Here is a 25,128-nt window from a genome sequence, read left to right as displayed (position 1 = left end):
GGTCGACGGTATGGGAAGACTATTCGACGGCTCGGGGCCCGTTCTGTTATAATTATTGTAACGAATTGAGCCTGAAAGGATAGCGTCCGGGTATTTTGATAACGTGGAACATCTGGTATCTTCCGGACTGAAAAAATCAGTGTCCTTCTGTATGGATTTCCGGATGCTTACGCATCCTGACTGTGGTGAAGACAAAATCAAACACTTGTTGCGATGAAGAATTTCTGGCTGATACTTGTACTGAGCGGTATCGCTCACATTAACCTTGCACAAAACACAAAAAAGATGACTCCCTGGGATTATGCAAAGGCCTGGAAAGAGGTCGCCGATTTTGAGCAGAAAGGTCTGCCGAAGTCGGCCCTCACGACGGTCGAGACGATTTATGCGCAAGCGAAGAAAGAAAGCAACGCGCCGCAGTTGGTGAAGGCTATTCTCTTTCGCGTAAAGTTGATCGAACACGAAGAAGACGCTTATACTAAAAACCTCGAATCCATTCGCGCAGAAGCGGAGCAGGCTACGTTTCCAGCGAAACCGCTCCTGCACTCGATGCTGGCGGAGATGTACTGGCGTTATTATCAAAACAACCGGTACCGCTTTCGCCAGCGCAGCGACATTACGGCTAATGCAGAAGAAGGCCGGGACGTAGAGACCTGGGGACTCGAACGGATCATTCGCGAGACGAGCGAGCAATACAGGCTTTCGCTGGAGGATGCCGCCCGGAGCCAGGGCACGCCCATTGACCTGTATCAGGACATGGTCTACGCCGGTAACGCCAAGGGCCGTGCGGCCCGCCCTACCCTCTACGACTTCCTGGCACACCGCGCCATCGACTTCTTTGGCTCGGAAGAGCCTTCGATATCACGGCCGGCCTATGCCTTTACGCTTGATCAGGAAGCATACTTTAGCGACGCCCAGGCGTTTGCCTCCCTCCCGCTGACCACACGCGATACGAGCTCGCTGAAGTTCCAGGCGCTGACGCTGCTGCAATCCCTCACGCATTTCCACCTGAACGATCGCGACCCTGCGGCGCTTATCGATGTAGACCTGGAGCGTCTGCAATTTGTCCGCGGCCATGCGACCTTAACCAACAAGCTGGAGCTATACCGTGCCGCGTTGGAGAAGCTGGAAAAGAAACACGAGGCTCAGCCGGTGTCGGCGCTGGTGAGCTATTACATTGCGCAGACGTATGTGGAGACGGCCACGCGGTATAAGCCGCTGGTGTCGGACACCCATAAGGATGATCTGAAGATTGCATACGAGCGCTGCGAAGCTGTCAAGAAACGTTTTCCGGGCTCAGACGGCGCGCAGTACTGCGAAAACTTGCAGGCGCAGATCAAACAACATTCCGTCAGCGTCAAACTGGAAGAGAATAATCTTCCCGGACAGCCCTTCCGTTGCCTGGTTCACTATCGCAACTTCCAGGACCTGCATTACCGCCTGATACGCGTTACGTCTGACGAAGTGCGCGCGCAACGCAAGCGCCAGGAACGCAGCTCGACCAACGACCGGGAGCTGGAATTCCTGCGTTACTTCCTGGCCAAGGCTCCGGTGAAGACAGGTCGCTTTACCTTGCCCGACGACGGCGACTACCAGGATCACAGCCTGGAGGTAAAGCTCGACGCTGTGCCCGAAGGTGAATACATGGTCATTCTAAGCAACCGTGCGGATTTCTCGGGCGGCGAGAATGCGCTGTCGTATGCCTTTACGCGCGTGACGCTAATCAGTTATATCCACCGGAACCTGCCGGATGGTACGATCGAATTCCATGTACTGAACCGTCAGACGGGTGAGCCTCTGACGAGCGCCAAGGCGGATGTGTATGGATCGAAGTACAATTATAACAAAAGCACCTACGAGCCCGTATTGGTCGGTAGTTATACCACCGATCCCCGCGGCTATATACGCGTGCCGTATGTGCGGAATGAGCACCTGAGCGGCCTGTATACGAACTTTACCTACCACAAGGACTTTACCAGCACGGTGCCGATTGATCAACAGTCGTATTATTATGGCTCGTTGCACCAGTATAAGGAGCCGCCGCGTGCGGAATATGTACAGGTTATGTTTTTCCTGGACCGCGCGATCTATCGTCCGGGGCAGACGATCTATTTTAAAGGATTGGTAATCCGTACCAACGGCGAGAAGTCGGAGATCGTCCCGAAGCATCGCACGACCGTTACGTTGCTGGATGTCAACTCCCAGCCTCGCGGACAGGTTGAGGTAACGACCAACGACTACGGCACGTTTAGCGGTACGTTTCAGGTACCTACCTCGGGACTAACCGGTGAGATGAGGCTGCATACAGACGAAAACGCGGGCGAGGCTTCGTTCTCAGTGGAAGAATATAAACGACCCAAGTTTGAAGCTACGTTCGAACCTGTCAAGGCTTCCTTCCGATTGAATGAGTCGATCCACACCGAGGGAAAAGCGCAGGCTTATTCCGGCGCAGTGATCGATGGCGCCAAAGTGCAATACCGGGTGGTGCGTGTGGCGCACTTCCCGTACTGGTGGTATTACCGCTGGGGCTACTATCCGCAATCACCGGAGATGGAGATTGCTCATGGAGAAACGGCCACGGATGCCTCCGGTAAATTTGCTGTAGACTTTACTGCTATTCCCGACCTGACGGTAGATCGTACGTCAGATCCTACGTTCAGCTATACGGTCTATGCTGATGTAACGGATGTGAACGGCGAGACCCACAGTGCCACTACTACCGTGACGGTTGGCTATAAATCGCTTGTGCTGCAAGTTCCCGTGACGAACCTGGACAAGGATGTGGCGAAGGTGCCCGAGCTTACGATCCGTGCGACTAACCTGGCCGGCGAACCGCAAACGGCACAAGGTACGATCACGATCTATCCATTGAAAGCACCGGCTAAACCCTTTCGTGCGCGCCTCTGGGAGCAGCCCGACCGCCACCTCTATACGCAGAACGAGTATTACAGCTTGTTCCCGGCAGACCTATATGCCGACGAAGGCAACAAGTTTACGTGGGAGAAAGAAAAAGCTGTATTGACGCTTTCTTTTAACACCGCAGAGAAAACCACGTTTGCCCTCGACGACCTCGCAAAATGGGAAACCGGTGAGTATGTCTTAGAGGTTACCGCCAACGATAAGGATGGTCAACCTGTAAAGGAGCTAACATACTTTACTGTCTACTCACTGCAGGCCAGGACACTGGCGACACCGGCGGTACACACGTTCCAGCCGGTCAAGCTTACAGCAGAGCCCGGTGAAACAGCTACGTTTATGGCCGGTACCAGCGCGCGACGGATCCATGTTCTCTACGAAGTGGAGCGTGACGGTACAATCCTGAGCAAAGAATGGGTAACACTGGGTGACGAGCAACGGTTGTTCAAGATCTCCGTCGAGGAATCGCACCGCGGCAATCTGGCGATACACTATACTTTTGTTTATGATAACCGACTTTATCATCAATCGGAAATTGTAAACGTGCCCTATACTAATAAAGCACTGGACATCACGTTTGAAAGCTTCCGCGACAAACTGCTGCCGGGACAACAGGAACAATGGAAGATCCGCATTAAAGGCAAAGGGGCTGATAAAGTGGCGGCAGAGATGGTCGCCACGCTCTACGATGCGTCGCTCGATGCTTTCCGCACGCATGGCTGGTCGGCCAGCTTCTTTGAATCCTTTTATGCGCAGTTGAATTGGAGCAGCGCCAGGGGGTTTGACGTGGAGTCGCTGAATGTTTACGATCATGATTGGAATCGCTACCCCCATTTTTCTCCGGAGTCGCCTCGATACGACGCGCTGAACTGGTATGGTTTCAACTTCTACTATTACGATGACCGCCGGATGTTAAAGAAGTCGGCACGCGGTGTCAGCGCGGGTATCGTCATGGAGGAAGCAACGATGTCGCTCGACGCAGCCGCGCCGGTTGCGGCTGCTCCGATGGCTGAAAAAGAATCAAAAGCAGAGGATAGCGTTGGCGGTTTTGGTGGCGTACCAAAACCGGGCGGCAAAGCCGATGAACCGGCAGCACCCCGCGAAGACTTCAGCGCAGTACAAGCCCGTAGCAACTTTAATGAAACAGCATTCTTCTACCCGCACCTGCAGACCAATGCCGAGGGAGAAATCATCGTTGGTTTTACCATACCCGAAGCGTTGACACGCTGGAAGATGCTTGGTTTTGCGCATACACAAGACCTGAAGTCGGGCCTGGTCACAAACCAGCTCGTGACACAAAAGGACCTGATGGTAGTGCCGAATCAACCACGGTTCTTCCGGGAGAATGACAAGATGGTCTTCCAGGTGAAGGTGACCAGCCTGGCCGACAAGCCGCTGCAAGGGCAAGCACAGCTGGAATTCTTTGATGCGTTGACCATGAAGCCCGCCACCGGCGTACTTGCCACAGGAGCGGTACGCGACTTTTCGGTAGCGGCACAGCAGAGCACCAACCTGACCTGGAATATCACCATCCCGGAAGGCTTGCAAGCCCTCACCTACCGTGTGGTGGCCAAGGCTGGTAATTTCTCGGACGGCGAAGAGATGACGCTGCCCGTTGTGACCAACCGCATGCTGGTAACGGAAACACTGCCGCTGCCCATTCGTGGTAAGCAAAGCAAAGACTTCCGGTTCGAGAAGTTGCTGACGAATAAGTCTACCACGTTGCGCCACCAGCGCTTTACGTTGGAGTTTACATCCAACCCGGCATGGTACGCTATTCAAGCGCTGCCGTACCTGATGGAATATCCGTATGAATGTGTGGAGCAGACGTTCAGCCGCTTCTATGCCAACAGCATTGCTTCGCATGTGGCGAATTCCAATCCTCGAATCAAACAGGTATTTGATACCTGGAAGAATATACAGCCTAACGCATTGGTATCGAATCTGGAGAAGAACCAGGAGCTGAAGTCGGCGTTGCTGGAAGAAACGCCGTGGGTACTGCAGGCACAAGATGAAACCCAGCGCAAACGCGCGGTAGGTTTGTTGTTCGACCTGAACCGCATGGCCAACGAGCAAGGGCGCGCGGTCGACAAGATTGTGAAGGCACAGACGGCCAGCGGTGGCTTTAGCTGGTTCCCGGGGTGCCCGGAGGATCTGTATATGACACAGCATATTGTGACGGGTATGGGCCACCTCGACGTGATGGGCGTACGGTCGGTGCGTGATGAAGACCGCACCTGGTCGATGGTTCAAAACGCCCTGCGGTATATGGACGCCCAGTTGCGGAAGGAATACGAGGACCTGAAAGACCGTGTGCGGCGTAAGCAAGCCAAACTCGAAGACAACAACCTGGGCTATGGACAGATTCAATACCTGTATGCGCGCACCTATTTCAAAGACATCGCAGTGCCTGCGCAAACCCAGGAAGCATATAACTATTACGTTGGGCAGTCTAAAAAGTACTGGTTGGATTACAACCTGTACCTGGAAGGCATGCTTTGCTTAACACTGCACCGCACAGGCGACAAGGTCACTACGGCTGCGATGATCAAGTCGTTTAACGAACGCGCACTGCACAGCGAAGAGATGGGGATGTATTGGAGGTCTGAGCATGGTTATTACTGGTACCAGGCGCCGATCGAAACGCAGGCGCTGATGATCGAGGTATATGATGAGGTTGCCAACGATATAGAAGCTGTGGAAAACCTGAAGGTGTGGCTGCTGAAGCAGAAGCAAACGCAAGACTGGAAAACCACTAAGGCCACGACCGAAGCGTGTTATGCCTTGCTGCGTCGTGGTGTGAGTCAGCTGGCAAGCACTGCCCTGGTGGACATCAAGGTCGGCGATCAGGTGGTTGATCCGGCGAAACGTCCGGACGCTTCTGTTGAAGCAGGCACGGGATATTTCAAGACCGCGTGGCAAGCGAATGAGATCAACAGTAAGTTTGGTAATATCCATGTCACGAAGCGCGACGATGGCGTTGCCTGGGGCGCTGTTTATTGGCAGTACTTTGAGCAGCTCGACAAGATCACGCCGGCGGAGACGCCGTTGAAATTGAAGAAAGAGCTGTTTAAGGAAGTGCGTACGGATCGTGGTCCGGTGATTACGCCGATTACGGAGCAGACGCCGTTACAGGTAGGTGACCTGGTGAAGGTTCGTATCGAGCTGCGGACGGATCGGACGATGGAGTATGTGCATTTGAAAGACATGCGGGCAGCGGGCTTTGAGCCGGTGTCTACACTGTCGACCAATCGTTATCAGGACGGGCTTTACTATTATGAAAGTCCGCGGGATTTGGCGACGAACTTCTTTATGGGGTATTTGCCGAAGGGCATGTATGTGTTTGAGTATGATTTGCGCGTGTCGCAGCAGGGGGACTTTTCGAATGGTGTCACTACAATTCAATGCATGTATGCGCCGGAGTTTTCGAGTCACTCGGCGGGGATACGGGTGAATGTGAAATAATCAGAATGGTATAAAGACAAGAGCGCCCGGCCCTACAACCGGGCGCTTTCATTTTCCTTCGGTGTCTTTTTATCATTTCTTTACATCAAATTCCAATAACAACGACACCGTCCCCTTCCCCTGACTTGGAGCGAAATAGTGTATCCGGTCACCGGTATAGGAGGCTTCGCAGCTACGGATCAGTTGGTTACCGAAGATTTTCTGGACGCGGGTGTTTACATCGCCGCGCAGCGAAGCGAATTGTTCCAGACGTGCGGGCAAATCTTTGATCGCCTGGTGTGCGTGCAGCACCCACAGATACTCCGTGCCGGGTTGTGTTAAGGAGAATACATTGTACTTGCCGGGCAGTACGATGCGCGGCTGAGCGGTCGTGACGACTGCGTTGTTATACTCTGCAGCGAATTGACGGTTCAGTCGTTCGTCCCGCGGCCAGTGAACCGTGGGTTGAAGATTGTGATCGAGGCTGAGCACGTATATATAGCTGTCGGGTAAGAGGCCTTCGGCGATCAGCTGAAACTCCAGCGGCAGTGTGCCGCCATGGCGCACGCGAAAGCGGTCGTTGGTATACGTAAAAGGTACCGGGGCGAAGGTGGCGGAGACGTCCTCTTCGCCGATGACTTTTAACACGGGGCGTAATACCTGCAGGTTGCCTTCAATATAGTGTTGATCGCCGCGTGCCAGGACAAACTGGTATGCGTATTTGCAATACGAGGCAAAGTCGTCGTAGCGAATCCAGGCGAAGCCACTGTTGGCCCACCCGGTGCCCCAGCTGTTCATGACTTCAAAGGCTTTGCGCGTGTCGTCGAAGCCGATGACGACCATGGCGTGGCCGCCGAAGACGTTGGTCTTGCCGATGCTGGGGTACCACACGGCATCGGTGGATTTCAGCGTCAGGAAGTTCTCGAGCACGAGCATGCCTACCACCACGGGCTTGTTACCCGCCAGGGCCAGCTTGACCCGGTCGACCTTGGTCTCGGGGGCCGCATCGGGTGTGAACAAGGCGACAAAGCTTTTCATCCGGTTTAAGGAGGCTTTGTTACGAAGCGCTATGGCGGGCACCGAGTCGCAGGCGTTGCTGACGGCGAAGTCGCGGTATAATACGTTGCCCTTCTCTTGCACAAAGGTGAAGGCCTGGTGCAGCTCGGCGCCATAGTCGCAGGTGCCGAGCTTGATCTGGTTGTACAGGAACATCGCGGAGTAGGCCTCGGCGTCGATCTGGCTCCGTTTACCGGACCATCGATTGGCAATTGCTTTCTCGATCGTCATGGCGGCATACCCCACCGACCAGCCCACACAGGAGCTGATCTTGCCCTGGTCGCGTACGGTGGGGCAATAAGGTTTGAGGTCGACCTTAAACGTATTACGTAATACGGTGCCGTCCTTTGCGCCCAGGCTGTCGTAGACCCGTTGTGGGGCTCTGGCGTACGCTGTGTCGTTCAGCACAAGGCCTTGCGCCAGTCCGTTGTATACCGCGAGCCAGGCGATCAATACCAATACAATATTAGATCTCATCCCAGTTCTTAAAGCGGTACGGCGTTACCAGGTATTGCTCGAGTATGGCATCATTCATCTTTTTGATCTCGCTGTCTACCTGTTTGATCACTTCTACGGCCAGCTTGGCGTACTTCAGAATCTGTGGCAGCATGGCGATGAGCGCATTGCCTGTAATCTGTCCGTTGGTGAGTGTGGTCACTTCTTTCTGGAACGTGTTGGAATAGTATTCCTTCGCGCGGTATAGATCGGCTTCTACTTGTTTTGAATAGGCGTCCGGGTAGCGAATAAGGTATTTACGTTTCTCTTTGTGCATCAGGTCGGCTTTGATGTTGCGCAGGGCGGCATTAAAATATTCGGCCGACGAATTATAGGCATAGATCACGTTCTCGACTTCCTCTTTGGAGTAGCGATCCTGAATGACCTTAAAGTTTCGAACGGCGGATTGCGACCGCTCTTGCAATTCGGCGAACTCCGTAAAGAAGGGTGTATTTTGCAGGCTCTTGAGGGCCACGACCGTACTGGACTGTGCCCGGGTAGACAGCGTGGCGATCAACAGGAATATCGTTATGATGAAATATTTCATACTATTCAATGTTAGGGGTTACACATACTCAATTCGACAAACGGCACGTGAGCGTTAAGCCCCCTGCCGTGTATACTTTACCTGGAATTGATTTTCGATCGATGTTCAGATAGGGCGCGAACGACACGGTGCGTTGCTCCAGTTTCTTCAGTTGGATCAACCGGTTGACCATGATGATGCCCGCCGTGAGCAGTACGGCGCCACCGGCGACTTTCAGGAATGTTCCGGTCTTGTGTTTTTTGTTGGCTTCGTCGTATACATCATTGCGGGTAGTGCCCATTTCTTCGTATACCGCGGCCGTTTCTACCATGTTCTGCTTGTAGACATTGTACAGGTCTTTGGAGTCTGAGCTGCTCTTCATGCCGCTGGTGATGAGTCCGACGCCTGTGGCTCCGATGCCACCCAGGCCTACCCAGAACGGCACACTATTACCGGACGCGCCCGACGGCAGGTTTTTCATCAGGTCGGGAGCCTTTACAGTTTCTTCAGGCTTCTTGGCGTTGGTCGCGGTATTGGTGGGCACCGGGCTGGTGGCGGATACTTCTACCGACAGCTCTCCGTTGAGCTCTGCCAGGTCGTCGAATATATTCCAGATCACCTTCTTGCCCGTGCCCATGCGAACATAGTTCCCCACGTCGCCTGAGACGGACTTGGGTACAATGGCTTTGTTGTCGATGATGACTTTCAGCGCAACGTCAAAGTATATGGCGTTGCCCTGCTTGGCGAGGTCGTATGTAATAACGATGCGTTCGTCATTTTCCAGTTCCCATTTTACATTGGACACAGCCTGCCCGGAGGCCTGCCACGCCAGGGAGATTAATGTGAGAAGTGTTACAAAGAGTTTCATGATCGTGAGGGTTGTTATTATCTTATTTCAAATGCTATTCGGTTACAAACAGCGCTACGTCGCCCAGGTCGTCTTTAACAAGCACGGGGTTCTGCGCGCGGTTTTTTACTTTCTTGACGATGGTCGCCACTTCCTTGCTTACGAAGCTGTGCAGCTCGTGTAACGTGACGATATGATTTTTATCGGCATCAGCCCGGCCCAGTGTCAGTCCTTGTATGATGGCTTTTGTAAAGGCACCATTCTTCCACTGAGGATCTTCGTACGATTGTTCTTCACCGCGGCTGGAGGCAAAGACGGTCAGCCCCTTCTTGACAGCGTTGAGCTTGCTGATCTCGAAGTTTATGTCGGCTGGATTGGCGCGCGCACCACCACTGTGGCAGGCATCGATGAAGATGATCTTCTTGCAGGGCACATCTTCGAGTATGCCGACGATCTCCTGCCGGAAGGATACCGATGTGCTGCGCTGCCGTGTGGGCGCATAGTCGTCGCCCTGGATGCGGAAGTCGCCGTCGAGCATAAAGCCGTGCGACGAGATAAACGCCAGGATGACATCGTCGGGACCAATGCTGCCCGTGTAGTAACGCACCTTAAATTCTTCCAGCGTACCACGGATCTCCTGTGCCGAGGCTTGATCACCCACGAGTGTATCGATCATGACCTTGCTGAACAAGCGATTGCCGCCCGCCATGGCCTGGTTCTTAAACACGCCGGCAAAGTCACGCGCATCCTTGCGGGTATACGCCAGGTTGGTTTCGGTGCCTACACAGAGGATATGCAGGTTGGGGCGAAACGGACTATACGCTACTTGCAACCGCTCCGAACGGGCTACGGGGTTTGTTTGCACTTCGAGGTATACTTCGTTTGTACCGGCTTGCTCCACCAGATCCACTTGCCCGGTAAAGATGAAATTGCCTTGTGAGTCCTTTTCCAGCTTAGACTGGCTACCCGCGGGCAGTGCTTTGCCGTTGTGCATAACCCGTACCTGGTCGAGTGTAATGGTATTCGGCGTCAGTATCCGGAACTTGAGTGGCAGCGATTTCTCTTTGGTGGTATAGGGTTGGCCATTCAGCAGTATGGGGTCGTAGGCAGTCCACCAGTATACACTGGCAACGCCTCGCGGTGTTTCCCGGGCAGTGCCCAGGGGTTGGATCGTGACCGTGCGACCCTTTCGGAAGACCATGAGCGGTTCGCTCTTCTTGCTTTGTTTTTCGGTCGTTACTTCCAGCACAATCTCATTGGCACCTTCGGTCAGCGCCACGCGGTTGGTGTAATTAAACTCCTGTTGCTGGCCGTACAGGCCGCTGACATCCATGCGTGCGCCCGATCGCTGACGATTATGATAGAGCACGACATTACCGGGTTTAATAGCGATGGTAGAGAAAATCTTGGCCTGTAAATCGAACTGACCGTCTTTGAGCGGGATGTTCTCGCCCGCGGCGTTACTCCAGTCGATCAGTATATAGTCCTTTTTTTTACCGCCGAGATTGATCGTCATCGCCGGACTCTTGCTTGTCGATACACCGGTGTCGACAGCCTCTTCTTTGTTCTTTTTCTTTTTACCAAACAAGCCAACCCTCTTCTTCCCTCCTTCCGATCCTTCCTGGGCGTAGGTAGCCATGGTCGCTCCAAGCATGATGGCCAATGCCAGCATGCGATAGCATGTAGTGTATTTCATAAGGTAAGAAGTCAGATCACTCGACGACGAGGACGTTGTACTTGCGATCTTGCAGCATCGCCTGTCCACTCTGGTTGAAGATACTCCAGTTGGCATTCGGACCGTACCATAGGCCTGTAACCTGATCGTTGGCAACCGGCCAGGTGATTTCCGCCCCCTGGTTAAAGGTAGTAATGACCAGCGCCGACGGCTTGTTGTTCGTTAAAGCATTGTTGAGCTTGGTATAGTCACCGACGATGGACTCGAATGTGCACGTATGGACATAGGAGCTCGCGTCTTCGCTAATGATGACACCGACTTTGAGCCCGGCCGGCAATTCGCTTTGGGCCAGGTTCATGATCTCCCACCGATTATTGACATACACCACGCCCAGAGGCCAGGTGATATAATCGCTGGACTTTATCCAGATAGGGGTGACAAACACACGGGCGTTGGGATGATTGTTAAGCTTAGGATGATCCATCGTGGAGACGTGTATCAATCGTTTATTCGCGGGCGTGATTTCGTGGACGAAGGCATTTTCTGATCCTGCGTCGGCGGTGACAACGTTGAACTTCTCCCCTTCTTGTAAGCTAGTCAGGTCCTCATTGAAGATTCCCCACTTGCCGCCCCAATAATAGACTCCAAGGGCCGAGGTATTGCGTTTGCCCATGACAGGGGTGACCACAACGATCTTGTCGGGCTTGCCGTTGGTCAGTACGTTGTCGATCATAGTGAGCTGGGGTGACTCCGGTACAGTCATTCCGATGTCTATTACATGCTGGAATGCTTTCAATCCGCCCGGGGTCGGAGTTTTATTGATATATACCGTCAGCGTGGTGTCGTGCTGAATACTATCATTAAAGGCACGCAGCGTGACCGGAAACGCCCCTGAGGTAGCGTATACGTGCACGGGGTTGGGTAACGTTGATACGGCGCTTTCGTCGCCAAAGTCCCATTCATAGGTGGCGGCGTTTTTGGAGGTGTTGGTGAAGCTGACTGAACAGTTCGCATTACAGAGGGGGTCTTGTACATGGAACGTGAAGTCGCTTTTCAACTTGCCGTCGGAAGGTTCAATGACGGCAAGGTCACAGCCGGATACGAGCAGCCATGCGGTCCAGAGCAAATAATTCCGGAGCAGTTGCAGCCTCCGGTAAGTGTTACTAAAACAGGTGAGTGTGTTCATGGGTCTTGGGTTTTTAATGAACTCACCCCTTTGTCAGGATCGTTTGAAAGTGGTTACCGGATTGTGAAAAAATATTTTTGTTGTCGGCTCTGGCATACGTGAGAGCGAGAAAAAACAGAACATCCTTATTCGCTCTCGCTCTCACACTCACGCTGTTTTACCGCTTGCGTCTGCGCCGGGCCAGCCAAATTATTATAAGGATCAAGAGTGGAACTCCGATAAAGAGCAACCACTTGTGTTTTTTGTGTCCGGTGCCGGCGAGGTCGGAATAAGGGCCTTCGTAGTACGATTGGCCTTTAATGGTGATCGTTACTTTGGGGTCGCCGTCTAGCTGCGAATCGGGGATGATGGCTTCGTAGCTGCCGTCTAGCTTGTCGGTCAGGGCGAGAGGTTTACCACCGAGGAGTATGTGTACCTGGGTGAGGCGATTGGGGCCGAGCAGGCTGCCGAATTTGTTTTTGGGAATAAACTGAAGAACGGTTTGTGCATTGGCGTTGACGGTACGAATTACGGTCTTTTGGCGATCTGCTTCACCAAAGTCGATCACGGCTGTGCGAAGCACAAAGCGCTCGTACTGGCCGGCCTGCGGGTCGTTGCCTTGCAGGCGGAAGATAAAGGTATAGATGCCGGAGGCTTGTGTATTGTTGTAGCTGCCGGTATACTTGCCGGCGGCGCCCGTCAGGGATACTGAGTCTATCGTCGGTTGCAAGGCGGCCGTGAACGCTTTGTCGAAGGCGAGCAGGGCTTCGTATTTGGTTTGGCCAGGGTCGTTTCCTTTTTCGCTCGGGAAGTCGCGCGGGTTTACGGCCCCTGTCTGCGCAAAGAGATCGTTTACGTCTTGTCCGGGGCGCGCTACCCATACGCGGGCGTGTGCGCCATTGAGCGGCTGATCTTTGTATTGCAGTAGTGCTTCGAGTGATACGGCGTCGCCGGGAGCATACGACCTATGTCCGAGGGACGCTGTGACGTCTATCTTTTCGTCGTTGACAATCCCCGTCACCTGGTAAAGACCCGAGGGGCCGGTAATGCGTACGGTCCATTTTCCGGGAAGTGTTGTTTCATAGCGCCTGATCCGGATGGTATCCATGACAAAGGTGCGATACATTGAGCCCGTAGTCCGCACCAGGGAAGAAAAGTCTTTGCCATCCTTTTCAATTTGTATGCGCGCCTTCGCGAGAATGGCTGGATCGGCTACTATGCGAAGCATGATTTTGTCGGCAGAGGGATTTGCCACAAAGATCGTCGAGGCTTCTTGCACAAGCTGGATCCGGCGGATGTCGAGTAGCTGGGGACTGAACTGTGCCAGGTTTTCGACAAAGGTTTGACTGAAGGACATGTCGAGGTTGGCAGGGAGGTTCGTCGTCGTGTTGATGGGAAAGGACTCACCATCAAAGTCGTTGTCTGTCGGGGCTTGTGCGATGTTGCCGAGCAGGCCGTTCAGGGCGTTGTCGCCGATGCCGACGGTATAGGTGCGGAACTTGATGGCCGGGGCTTTTAGGTCCAGGGGAAGCGTGGCAGGAAAGCCTGTACCATCCGGACGCATACCGTAGTCGTTGATGACCATGTTTGTGCCGGGTGCCTCACTCACCATGGGGTCTGTGTTCTGCATGCCATCGGTAAAAACGATCATGTTGCGCTTCGGGTGCATGGCATCAAAAAAGCTATACCCTTCCAAGATACCACCGCCAAGGCATGTCAGGCCCGCAGGACCTTTGGCATTCATATCTTCTTGTATCGACCCTGTTCCGGTGAGCGGCATGGGCGTTGTTTCATGGTTAAACACGTACATACCGCGAGGCGTCTTAAAGTCATGACGCGCATCGTCGAAGTAGGTAACGCCAATGCGATCGCTGCATTCGCCCCAGGCGCGATAGGCTTCGAGGAAGGCTTGCACCGATTCTTTCAGTACCGCCCATTTGCTCAGGCTACTGCTGCCCGGCACAGTTTGCATCATACTGCCCGACATATCCAATACCAGCACAACATCGACGGGAACCCGGACGGCACCATTGGTGATCTGTATCGGAATATTTTTTGTGATATGATCGCGACAGCCGGAGCAGTCGTTTCCAGCGCCGCAATCGAAACAATTCCCCGCGGTGCACTGGGTTGTTACCTGTAGTGTAAAATTACCGAAGGCTGTGGGCTCGCCTGTGATCTTGTAGCTTGTGCCCATCGCGGTGCCGGTCAGTCCGATGCTCGCCAGTGTACCCATCGGTACTTCCGGAACGTTTACGATCCAATTGAAGGAGTCTGTATTTTGTACACCGGGACCGCTCACCGTGAGGGTCAGCGAATACGGATTACAGAGCTCCCCCGCGGGCGGCATGGCAGGCGTAGTAGTAATGTCGTTATCGCATTGCGCAAGAGCAGGTTTGCACCATACGGATAAAAGTATCAAAAGTACCATAACGATTCCCGTCTTTGTGACAGGAGAAAGAGAGGGGTCTTTCCAGAACATATGGGGTTAGGGTTTTATTTTTTCCAGGACTATTCCTTGGGTATATCAAAGTACAGGTAATCGTCCGCTCCCACAACGGGGTTATTCCCGGTTAATGTCTTTCCATCGGAAAAAGTCCACCGGATGACACACGCTATTGGCTGGTCGCGATCGTATTTAAAGATCGCTTGTTTTAACGGGAGCTCATCGCCGGCCTGAAAAGTAACAAGTGTTGCGGTTGGCTTCTTGCGGAATGTATACCGCACGATGACGTCGGCACGACTGATGCCTTGTGATTCAAAGTCTTGCAGCGGTACTTCCAGGTCTACCGCGCGACGCGCAAAGGCATTCGTAGCGGCCGGCGTGGTAATATCCAGGTGCGTACTCCACGACGGTGCGGTGATCCATTCAGATATTTGTTTGGTGCCTTCACGGGTATATTCTACAATACGATACTTGTACGGCGCGGTGAGCTTCACGGCATAAGGAAAACGGATCTGGCGCGCCCACAAGTCGGGCTCGCTGCTGAGAAACTTTTGTGCCGGCAGTGTAACCTGTTGTCCCCCTACCCCGGTGGCAACAATGTCTATCGCTTTAATGGCCAGGTCGGGACGCAAGTCTTCGGTGAAGTCAAAGCAGCGAACTTCCAGGGCGGCATAGGCCGGCGGCACGCCTTCGTTCAGGTCAATCTTCTTTAGAACGTCCGGCCATTGTTTGGTATTGATCCGGATGGCAAAGGCATCAGCCCGTACGACCGACGACGTTGGTAGTGTATCCGTTGTGAGTAACGGCGTAACGGTTTCTTCAAAGGCTTCCGACACGTCGCCGTTGTGTTTCACCTCGACATCGCCGGTCTTGGCGGGCAGCAGGTCTGCATAGAATGCATACCCGAGGCTCAACGCCAGTTGATCCTGCTGTACCTGGTCCCACAGCAACTCCGCCTCGTGGTTCTCGAGTTTCAGGGTGAAGGTGCGCTCGGTCCAATAACTACTTCGCCCGGACGATCCTTTATCGCTCTCCGCCTGAAAGCTGCCGTCTTTGCCGATACGCCGATAGCCACTCTTCTCCTGCTGGCCACCGACCGGTGCCACGACAAACGCCTCGACATCGCGTATCGGCAGCGGCCGCAGATCAATACGTGTACCGCCAAGTTGTTGACGCGCCTGTTGCAACGCCTCGCGCGAGGCTTCTTCCATCTGTACCGTAAACTGTACAACGTTGGCAAATCGTTTCTCGCCCTGGTTGCCCGTAGCCGAGGTGCCGGTATAACGCATCTCCAGTAGCTGAAAGCGGGGCTTGCCGTTTTGCTCCTGTGCCAGCGTGAGGTTGCCGGGAGCGTAGTAGAACAGATTTCGGTTTTTGAAGTCCGGGTATATCTCCAGATCGCCGATGGTACGCTTCGGGGTGGCTACAGGCTGCGCCCATGCCGTGGTGGTGAGCCAGCATGCCAGGAGTGTTGCTACGATCATTCGCATTTTATTGGCCATCGGTTGCTTCGGGTTGTACCGGCTCGTCGGCCGATGTTTCCACGTCAAAATGTTTACGGATCATATCCTCACCCACGATGATAAAAGGATCGGAAGCTTCTACCCATTCGCTCATCAGCGTTTCACCGTCAGGCTGAATGAGGGCCAGCTGGTATTGATACTGTAAGTCTTCGCCTTCGGCTACAAACAGCTCGCCACCGGCCAGGGTCTGGTTGTCTTTGGTCACCGTGAGAATCGGCAACATGACGTCCGAGGTACCTTTGGGGTCACCTTGTTTGGAACGAATCATCAGCTTGAGGCTGTTGGCACCAGAATACCCGAGGGGCGTTAATACCTGCACTTCAAGACCCTTCACGCGGCTGGTAGAAGTCCCCCCGAGTATTTTCTGTGTGACCTGTTCGTTGCACGGGCTGCACGGCTTTATGCTATACTCTGCCCAAAGCTTGGTGATGTTGTTCCCGCTTAGTACCCGGTCTTTTTCTTCGGGTGTAAAAGAGGAAAAAGTTTCCTGCGGCGCTACTTCATACGAAGCCAGCGCGATACGTTCGATGGTCAATTCTTTGGATGCCTTTGTTCGCATGACCACCAGGTCGCGCAATACGACCGGGTAGTCGATGGGGTTCAGGAATCCGTTGAGCAGACCATCGGCCTGGGCATACTCCATTTTACCAAAGGTCATGGCGTCGTTGACCTTGAGGCGCACCGGCACAGAAATGGCCTGATCACCTTCCGCGTGTGGTAAGAAGTCGACATTGCCGGAGAGGCCGATGTTGTTCATCATCGCGCCGACCAGGTCGTCTACCCGGCGCTCCATCTTCCACGACACAATGATGGGTTCAAGAAAGTCCGTGGGCACGTTGGTGCTGACACTCTCAGGCTTTACATCAAAGTTGGTGAGCGCGCTGCCAAACGAGACTTTTGGTGTATCCCTCAGCGGCAATGGACGCAAGCGGATTTCCCGCTTCATCTTTTTGCTCAGCAATGTTTCCGCCAGGGCAATGTCATCCTGGCTCACGCCGGGGGTGAGCTCGGCTGTAACGATAACCTCTCCCCGACCCTCGGCGTCCGCGGACAGGTAGTATACATAAAACGAATACTGTCCGGTACTGCGGTCCCATTTCATGTTATAGCTTTTCGGCAAATAATAGAAATACCCTGCGTTGGGATTTTTATCTTCATATACTTCACGGAAGATATTGAGCTTGTCGAGGAAGTATTCAAAGCCGTTCCCCCCCAGCAAGATCGATACGTCTTTGCCCAAGGTCAGGTTAGGGCCTTGCACATCGGTGTTCGTCGGGGCCGTTGTGCCGGTTTGCGGTTTTAGCGGTTTGTAGGGCAAGATGAACATGCCGCTGGTCTTGAGCTTGGTATCGGTGGCCCATTGCTTTCGGCTGTCTTTCACAGCCGTCTTTGTCGCCGGCGTGGCGCGGATGATGTGATAGGGTTTTCTACGCGTGGTATCGGCCGTTGTTGCCGGGACCGTTTTGACGGGTGTTGTCTTGCGTATGATTTTTACCCGGTTCATCTGCTGTCCTGTCGCGGCGGTGACTGTCAGGAGCAACAAGCCGGAAAGGAAGGTCCTATATATTCGATTCATGGGAGTATCCGGTTGGGGTTATTTAAAGTGGCTGATCATTTCTTTTACCTGGCTCGTGCCGACTACAATGTCGAGGTCGCTGGCTTTCTTCCACTGGTCGGACTCATAGCGCGTGCCGTCGGGCATAAATACCTGCAGCATATATTCAAAGTCTGGTGATGCTCCATCGGGCACAAAGAGCTGGCCACCCGACAGGGTGGTATTGTCTTTCGTGATCGTCAGCGTGGGCAGATCTGCCTTTGAAAGACCGTTGGGGTCTGCCTGGAACGAACGAATCCGAACTTTGAGCATCTGGCCGGCTGTGAACTCGAGCGGTGTCAGTATTGTCACGTCGATGTTGCGTACGCGGCTGCCGCTGGTGCCTTTTATGATCTTTTCTTTCACCGTGTTGTTACAGGCGACGCACGGCTTGACCGTATAGTCCATCCACATTTTGACGACACCGGCATCCTGATCGATCCACGTGGGCACACGTGATGCGTCAAACTTCACGCGGGCTTGCTCCGGTACCTCCGGATCTCCCGTTTGCCAGGTATAGATCTTGAAGTTTCCGGTCGGTTCTTTCTTCAGCACGTTGAAATGCGTGAGCACCACGGGAAAGTCGGTTTTGTTCTGCCAGCCGGTGCGCCAGTTCTCCGGTAAAAGCTCAAAGCGTCCAAAGGTGCCCGCGTCGTCGATCTTGAGGTTGAACGGTATACGAATGGAAGCCGGCATACCCTCGCCTGCCGGGTAGACGATCACATCACCATACAGACCGATGTTGTTGAAGAACATGCCCATGAGGTCGTCTATGCGGCCCGTGGTAAACGAGATATAGATGGGATCCATCAGGTCGGACGGCGCGCGGATGGAGATGTCTTTGGATTCTACGCCAAACTGGCCGAGGTTGGAGAATGCGATTTCCGGCGCCTGAGCCATGGGCATTGCGATCAGGTCGGTCACACCGTAGGATGCCTCCGGTTTGCCCTTGATGTTTCCTTCTACGAGCTCGCGCACAAACTTCAGCTCGCGGCTACCGGTCTTGGGCTTGAGTATCGCGGTGACCGTGGTCTCACCCCTGCCGTTGGCATTGGCCGCGCTGTAGGTGGCGTTGAAGTCGTACTTGCCTGTGCCGGCAGTCCAGCTAAGGTTATACGATGCTGGTAAGAAGTAATAGTACCCAGCCTGCATGTTCGCATCGCGGTATACCGTGTTAAATACGTGCAGCACGTCGGGCGCGTTGAATTCACGGTCGGCATCGATCTGGCTCGTGAGGAAGAACGGTATATTGGCCGCGCCACGACGTTCCTTCGAGGGCACGGTGGGTTGTCCCTGCGGCTGTGTCGGCGGCGGTGGCTGCGTGGACGGGTTGGGCGGTGTCGAAGGTTGTTGCGACGGCGGCGTCTGGTTGCCGGGCAGCGTCTTGATCACGGGGCCGGTTTCTTTTAGCGCTCGTTTTGGGGCTACGACAACTTTTTTGGACACAGAGCGCTCAGCCTTTACCTGTGCCTGGACCTGTAGCGTCGCTGTGAGCAGCAACAAGGCCAGCAAGGATCGGAAGCGTATCGTTGCATATCGTTTCATGACTTTACGGTTTAAGGGTGGCGGCCGATTTAAAGGGCATGAGTACCACCGGGATGATCATGGACGCACTGCCACTCACACGCCATTTCTTTTGAAAGGCGTAGACTGTGTTGTCACCCAACACGTCGTCGCCCAGGTCGAGGCTGCCGAGTATACCTTCTTTTTTGGTAAGCGTCAGCGAGACAAAATACGATTCCAGGAAGCCGCTTTTATAGGTACCGTTGCCTTGTTTGAACTGGAACTTCAACTCGGCCGTGCCGTCGCCGGCAGAGAGCTTGCGGCTTTCACAGACCACGTCCGCCAGCGGTTTCTTGAGCTTGTTAAGCACGGCACCGCTCAGCGCCGTGGCGTCGCCCTGAATGCCTTTGACGCTTACCTGCAGGGTTATACTCTGCTCGGTATTGGCCACCACCTTGACGGCGGTGATGCCGGACGCATTGCCGCCGAACAGAGAGCCAAGCGCCGTGGACGAATCGTCCACGGGCTTTAGCTCCTGCTCCTGGGCCATGGCTGCGTGCATGGCCATTGTGCTAAACACCAGGAACAACCCAAGTACACGCATAAGGGGGTTACAATACTTTTGCATCGGCAGGAATTTCATCTACATAGATCAACGCATCCGATGACTTCTTGCGACCGGAGGACAACGTCTTGCTGCCCATCAGGCGCCAAACGATCTCGTATTCATAGTCGTAGTTACCACGCTTGAGCATAAACTCCGCGAGCGCAGCCGGCACTTGTTGTGTGCCTTTGATCGTTACCTGTTCTTCTTTCAGGCCGGCACCGTAGTCGTAGTAGAACTTGACGGTGGCCAGGCGGATCTGGGCTTCTTGCAACAGCTTCGGGTCCGCTTCGACACTCACCGCTACCGGGTGGAATGGCGGCGCCACGTTTAGTCCCAACTGATCGGACTTGGTCCAGTCTTGCTGCACGGTATGATCGCCAAAGAAGCTCCACTTGGTTTGATACTCGTAGGTGAGCCACTTGTCGCGGTCATTGTCGCCCTGGTCTTTCCAACCATACAACAGGCGGAATGGATTGCCTTGTGCATCTTTAAATTCTTTTTCCGCAATGCGTAGCTCATCGTAGGTGACAGCGCCATTGGCATGCGTTTTTTTCATGCTGACCGTGACGAAGTTGATATACTTGCTAAACTGGTCGGAATTCAAGCCATCGACTGACACCAGCAGCTCGCGTTGCTTGTAGAATGGATCGTCGAGGTTCACCGAACGGAAGCAGTCTTTGCATTGCGCGACATCGCTGCCCAGGTTTTCGTCGAAACGGAAGTTGATGGTCTCCATCGTAGCTTTGCTCAAGTCGATGACGTAATGACCCGACTTCTTTTGCTGTTTCATTTCATAGGCAAAATTAAAACTGACGGCGCTGGCGCTTTGTTGAATGCCTTTGGCGATGGTGTTAATTCCATTTGCGATCTGCTCGACTGTAGATTCTTCGCTGCCCGGCGGCATGGAGAAGGGAGCAAACATCATGTCCAGGATCTTCTTATAGGCCACATCCAACATGGATTCCATCTTATCGTCGGCGCCAAAGTTGATTACCTTGATCGTACCATCTTCGCGTAGCTCGTCAAAGGCGGCCTTGATGTCGGCTCCCAGGCTGACATACGGAGTACCGATCCGCACGCCTGCACTGAACTCCTCATGTTTATATACTTTGTCCCAGTCTACCTCTACACGTGCCTGCATGGGTGAGCGGTAGCCGGCAAAGTCCATGACAAAAGAGAAGCTCAGATCAGGTGTGGGCGTCTTACACGACTCCCACAGGATTTTGGCACCGAGCTTCGTCAGTCGGATCGAGCAGGCTGCCTTGTTGCCCACAAATACAGGCGCCCGCCCGACACCGACGACCTTCTTTGTAAAGTCTGATCCTTCTTCGGCGAAGGAGGAGATTAACGCGAAGGTTCCACCTTTATAGACAATCGGACCAACGATTACAGCTTCTTTGTTTTTGGTTTTGCTGCGCAGCATACTCTGTGCGCGTGAGAGCTCAGATTCCGGCACACTGAGCTGAACCAGCGCGTGTACAATACCGCCACCGTCGCCCTCGACCACCTGGTCGGTGCCGGGCTTGGTCTTGACGTTTTGGACATAGCGCAGGAAGGAGAACTGCGGCAGACCCGATAGTGTTTCTCCCAGCCGGAGCTTGTTCGGCAGGTAATAATACTTGGTCGAGTCTGTGATATGTGGGAAGACCAGTAACTCACCACATTGAATGGGTTGATCAATAAAGACCGGCTGTGCCAGTGAGGAGTGAGCGCCGAGCCACCCCGCCAGCAGGAACAGACAGTATATAATATTCGTTTTCATAGGAGTGTCGTTTATGCGTGACGATGGGATGTGCGTATGTGGCTAGCGGAGTATGCGACTGGAATCGGTGAAGTAATTCTTCACTTCGGTGACTGCGCGGGCAAAGTTGATCGTACCGGTACCCACACAGTTGGGACCGCCCAGATGCGGACAGGCCAATTGTTTGACGGCCGCGCGGTGTGTGAAGTATTGCGTAAGGGCCTGTGGCGGCGTAGCGGTCGACAGCGACCGACTGATACTAAATCGCTGGGTGAGTTCGGCATCGCTTATATCGAAGTGCGTTACGATGTCATACAGAGCATACGCAAACATGCTGGACACCAGGCGGTGGTTTGTTTCGGCGGCTCTGCCCGCGGCCGTCCGTGCATAGGCTTCCAGTTCGCTGGCCAGCGCTGTAGCCAGTATCCCCGGATAGCGCAGCCTGTTGTTGGGCGGTGTCAGTACCTGGCAGGCACGCATCATTACATCGAACGCCTCGGTGCGGCTGGGCAGCGCCTGGTCAAAGAAGAACCAAGCGTAGGCCTGAAACATCATTTCGTTATAGAACACATATCTACCGGGTACATCCAGCCAGCGGTAACTTCTTAACTCATAGCGTGCACCCGTATCGATATAGTCGTTCACCAGCGTAATGGTGCTGCGATGCGGCGGCGTCACTTCGCGACTCGCGGGAATTGTCGTTGTAAACTCCATTACGTGCGGCCGGTTCCACATTTCCGGCACACCGGTCAGGAAGGAATGGCTGCCCAGGAAAAGTCGTGAGTCGTTCCGGTTCAACCAATTCAACAGGTAGTTGCGGCCATTGGTGTGGCGCTCCAAGCCCCAGAAAGTGGCGAGCCCCTCGTCCAGCGCCGACTGCTCGTCGGCCTGCAACTCGTCCCCCCAGTGGCCCTTGTCGCCGCCGTACGATATCGCGAGGCCATTGTTACCCCACTTATTGCGAACAATCCGGTTGGATGCATCGTACTCGAGCGCGAACTGCGTGTGCGAGAATTCGTGTACAACCGTTTTATACCAGGCCCACCAATCCGGGGAGCTGGTGCCCATAATGTGATTGGCGGCGAGTTCGCCCAACATTACCCAGCCTTTGTACACGCGGGTGGTATGGTTGCGCTCGCTGCTGGCACACGGCCAGACGCCGAACACGCCGCCGATCTTATCGCGGCATTTGCAAGGGCCTGGTGCCGCTATACCGGCACGGTCGTCATAAAGATTGATCTCGACCGTGTCGACCAGACCGTTGGACATACTACGAAGCTGCATCAGCCGGCGACGGAGGATGGAGCTGGCGTTGGTCAGCGAGTCGTAGGTCTGCACGATCTTCAGGCCGGCGAAGGCGCTCCGGAAGACCGGCGCCGTTTGGTTATCCAGTACAACGTGCGAGAACCCATACGAAGTCGCACCACAATTCGACGGTTGTATATACGAAGCTGTTGCGCCGGTGAAGTTTGTTGTCATCGCGGCTGTAGGCCCGTGAAAATAAACAATGATTTGCTGCGCCCGCAGCGCCGGGATGATGCCGGCTGTCACAGCAAGCGCCAGGACTATATTTCTGATATGCTTTTTCATAGTGGAGCGTTATAAATTGTCGGCAAAGATGAGAGAGCTTGTGCCCGGGAGCTTGCCGGTGCTAATGGTCTTACCGGTCTTGAGTATCCAGTTGATTTCGTATTCATAGGCCAGTGCCTGTGCCGGCATGAGCAGGTCGATCTGCCCGGAGAGTGTCTTCTTTGGATCGAGGCGGAAGTTGCGCACCTGTTCTTTACCCCCCAGCGTATAGGTAACTTTTACCTCGGCCGAGCGCACGCCTTTCTCTTCGAACACGGCCGGATCAGCTTCTATGTCGAGCATCTTCCGCACATACGGCGACGAGACAGGTACAGAGCCCATACTGGTAGTGATCCACGGAGATTCTTCGGTAAAGCCGCCGAAGTAATTCCAGGCTACTTTATAGTCATAGTCCAGCCACTTGGCACGGTCGGCGTCGTTTTTCCAACCATAGATCACCTTAAAGGTATTGCCGGTGGTGTTAAAGTTTGTTTTATCAATACGGATCTCCTGATTGGTCACATCGCCGCCTTCGTGCTTCTTGCGAACTGTGACGTTGGCAAAATTGATATACTTACCAAAGTCTTCGGAATTAAAGCCGTCGAGGTAGGCAAAAACATCGCGTTGTACATAGAGCGGATCTTCCAGGTTAGCTTCACGGAAACAGTCGGTGCATTTGATCTGACCGAAGTTTTCATCGAAACGCATCACCAGATTGTCGACGGTATATTTGTTCAGGTCTATGCTGAACTTACCTGATTGGCGAACCTTCTTCATCTGGTAACTGGCCACGATCGAAATCGAGGGAACGTCTACCTGTGGTATTTCGGCCGGCCCGCTGACGTTGCTACCCCCGGTATAACCGGCGCTCACATCCATCGCCCGGCGGGGGCCGATGCGTACGTCGTCGCGCAACGAGGCATCCGTTCCTCCCGTGGTGGTACTGCCAGTGGTCGATGTCGTGCTCGTACCCGCGGTAGACGTTGTACCTGCCGTAGAGGTTGTGGTCGCAGCAGCGCTCCGACGGTCAGCAGCCGTACGGTTCTCCGCACGGATGGCCGCGTTCTGGGTACGGGCACTGTTGCGTTCTTCGTTCAGCCGGGTGGTGGCGCGGTCCAGCAGGCTCGTGCCGCCTACCCCTGCCGATGCACCTAGCTGGCCGAGGTTGGGAGAACCGGTACCCGAGGCAGGATCAAACATCATCGAAGTAAGTTTGCTATAAGCGGTCTCTAATGCCTTCTCGAGATCTTCATCTTCTCCATATTGTTCTACTTTGATTGCACCGCTTTTGCGCATGTCTTCAAAAGTAGAATTGATCTCACCTGATAGCAGTACCGGGCCGTTGACCGCGGCAGCTGCCTGAAAGACTGTACTTTCATAGATTTGCTCGAAGTTGGCTTCAATCTTCACACGCTTGGGCGAACGGTACCCCTGCATCGTCATCTCGAACGACACGCTCATGTCGGGCGTCGGTGTCTTGAAAGATTCCCACAGGATCTTGGCTCCCTGCTTGTTCAACAAAACGGAAATGGCTGCCTGGTGGCCATCGAGAATAGGCGCCTTGCCAATGCCGAGTACCTGCTTGGTAAACTCACCATCTTTGTTCGCAATGGAGGAGATCAATGCGATCGTTCCATCCGTAAACAGAATGGGGCCTTTTAGTATGGCGCCGGGCTTGATGCGTTGCAGCTCGCGCTCCGCCAGCTTGCGGTGCTCATCCGTTACTTCGAGCACCACGACAGCGTGCACCAGACCGCCTCCGTCGCCTTCCTTGTTCGCGGCATTATTGTCGACATATTTCAGGAACGAGAATTTAGGCTTACCGTTCGCTGCGGTGGCGATGCGTGGCTTATCCGTAACGTAGTAATAAGCGTTTTTATCCGATACATCCGGGAATACTGTCAGCGGCCCGGCTTTTACCGGTTCGTCCAGCATCACCTTTTGGCTATAGACGGTTTGGACGCCCAACACGGTGAGGATGGTTATACATACACAGAGGATCTTTTTCATATATACTTGGGTTT

The 25,128-nt window shown here is 54.0% G+C and carries 14 protein-coding genes; 1 reads left to right on the top strand and 13 read right to left on the bottom strand.

The features are described from left to right. Positions 1-213: 213 nt before the first annotated feature. Positions 214-6,378, top strand: coding sequence for an alpha-2-macroglobulin family protein (locus tag K7P01_RS21810; protein WP_267296703.1), 6,165 nt, complete (start codon positions 214-216; stop codon positions 6,376-6,378). Positions 6,379-6,450: 72 nt separating this feature from the next. Here the strand turns inward: K7P01_RS21810 and K7P01_RS21805 are convergent, their stop codons facing one another. The 13 genes from K7P01_RS21805 to K7P01_RS21745 all read right to left on the bottom strand — a co-directional run bounded on the left by K7P01_RS21805 (position 6,451) and on the right by K7P01_RS21745 (position 25,114). Then, entirely contained in the window at positions 6,451-7,890 is a 1,440-nt protein-coding gene (locus K7P01_RS21805) for a C1 family peptidase (RefSeq protein ID WP_267296702.1), read from the bottom strand. Further along, positions 7,880-8,455 (bottom strand): hypothetical protein, encoded by a 576-nt coding sequence (locus tag K7P01_RS21800; RefSeq protein ID WP_254085200.1) that lies wholly within the window; start codon positions 8,453-8,455, stop codon positions 7,880-7,882. Before K7P01_RS21800 ends, K7P01_RS21805 begins: the two co-directional genes overlap by 11 nt. Before the next feature lie 28 nt (positions 8,456-8,483). Then, positions 8,484-9,302 (bottom strand): hypothetical protein, encoded by an 819-nt coding sequence (locus K7P01_RS21795; protein WP_267296701.1) that lies wholly within the window; start codon positions 9,300-9,302, stop codon positions 8,484-8,486. A 34-nt stretch (positions 9,303-9,336) separates the two neighbouring features. Next, entirely contained in the window at positions 9,337-10,977 is a 1,641-nt protein-coding gene (locus K7P01_RS21790; RefSeq protein WP_267296700.1) for a caspase family protein, read from the bottom strand. A 16-nt stretch (positions 10,978-10,993) separates the two neighbouring features. Then, positions 10,994-12,142 carry a DUF7452 domain-containing protein gene (locus K7P01_RS21785; protein ID WP_267296699.1) on the bottom strand — a complete coding sequence of 383 codons (1,149 nt, stop codon included), beginning with the start codon at positions 12,140-12,142 and terminating at the stop codon, positions 10,994-10,996. A gap of 157 nt (positions 12,143-12,299) precedes the next feature. Further along, the gene (locus K7P01_RS21780) at positions 12,300-14,552 is read right to left on the bottom strand and encodes a vWA domain-containing protein (protein ID WP_267296698.1); all 2,253 of its coding nucleotides are present in this window, start codon (positions 14,550-14,552) and stop codon (positions 12,300-12,302) included. A gap of 80 nt (positions 14,553-14,632) precedes the next feature. Beyond that, a complete protein-coding gene (locus tag K7P01_RS21775) occupies positions 14,633-16,051 on the bottom strand; it encodes a hypothetical protein (RefSeq protein ID WP_267296697.1) in 1,419 nt (472 codons plus the stop codon). Positions 16,052-16,058: 7 nt separating this feature from the next. After that, positions 16,059-17,666 carry a hypothetical protein gene (locus tag K7P01_RS21770; RefSeq protein ID WP_267296696.1) on the bottom strand — a complete coding sequence of 536 codons (1,608 nt, stop codon included), beginning with the start codon at positions 17,664-17,666 and terminating at the stop codon, positions 16,059-16,061. An 18-nt stretch (positions 17,667-17,684) separates the two neighbouring features. Continuing rightward, positions 17,685-19,229 (bottom strand): hypothetical protein, encoded by a 1,545-nt coding sequence (locus K7P01_RS21765; protein ID WP_267296695.1) that lies wholly within the window; start codon positions 19,227-19,229, stop codon positions 17,685-17,687. A 4-nt stretch (positions 19,230-19,233) separates the two neighbouring features. Continuing rightward, entirely contained in the window at positions 19,234-19,791 is a 558-nt protein-coding gene (locus K7P01_RS21760) for a hypothetical protein (RefSeq protein WP_267296694.1), read from the bottom strand. Between the two features lie 7 nt (positions 19,792-19,798). Next, positions 19,799-21,556, bottom strand: a complete 1,758-nt coding sequence (locus K7P01_RS21755) for a hypothetical protein (RefSeq protein WP_267296693.1) — start codon at positions 21,554-21,556, stop codon at positions 19,799-19,801. A 42-nt stretch (positions 21,557-21,598) separates the two neighbouring features. Continuing rightward, positions 21,599-23,125 (bottom strand): hypothetical protein, encoded by a 1,527-nt coding sequence (locus K7P01_RS21750; RefSeq protein WP_267296692.1) that lies wholly within the window; start codon positions 23,123-23,125, stop codon positions 21,599-21,601. A gap of 9 nt (positions 23,126-23,134) precedes the next feature. Further along, a complete protein-coding gene (locus tag K7P01_RS21745; RefSeq protein WP_267296691.1) occupies positions 23,135-25,114 on the bottom strand; it encodes a hypothetical protein in 1,980 nt (659 codons plus the stop codon). Between the last annotated feature and the right edge of the window lie 14 nt (positions 25,115-25,128).

The sequence above is a fragment of the Parachryseolinea silvisoli genome (assembly GCF_021190955.1).
In the GTDB taxonomy this organism is placed as follows: domain Bacteria; phylum Bacteroidota; class Bacteroidia; order Cytophagales; family Cyclobacteriaceae; genus Ohtaekwangia; species Ohtaekwangia silvisoli.
The sequence above is the reverse complement of the archived record's forward strand: the minus strand, read 5'-3'. Positions and strand labels throughout refer to the sequence as shown.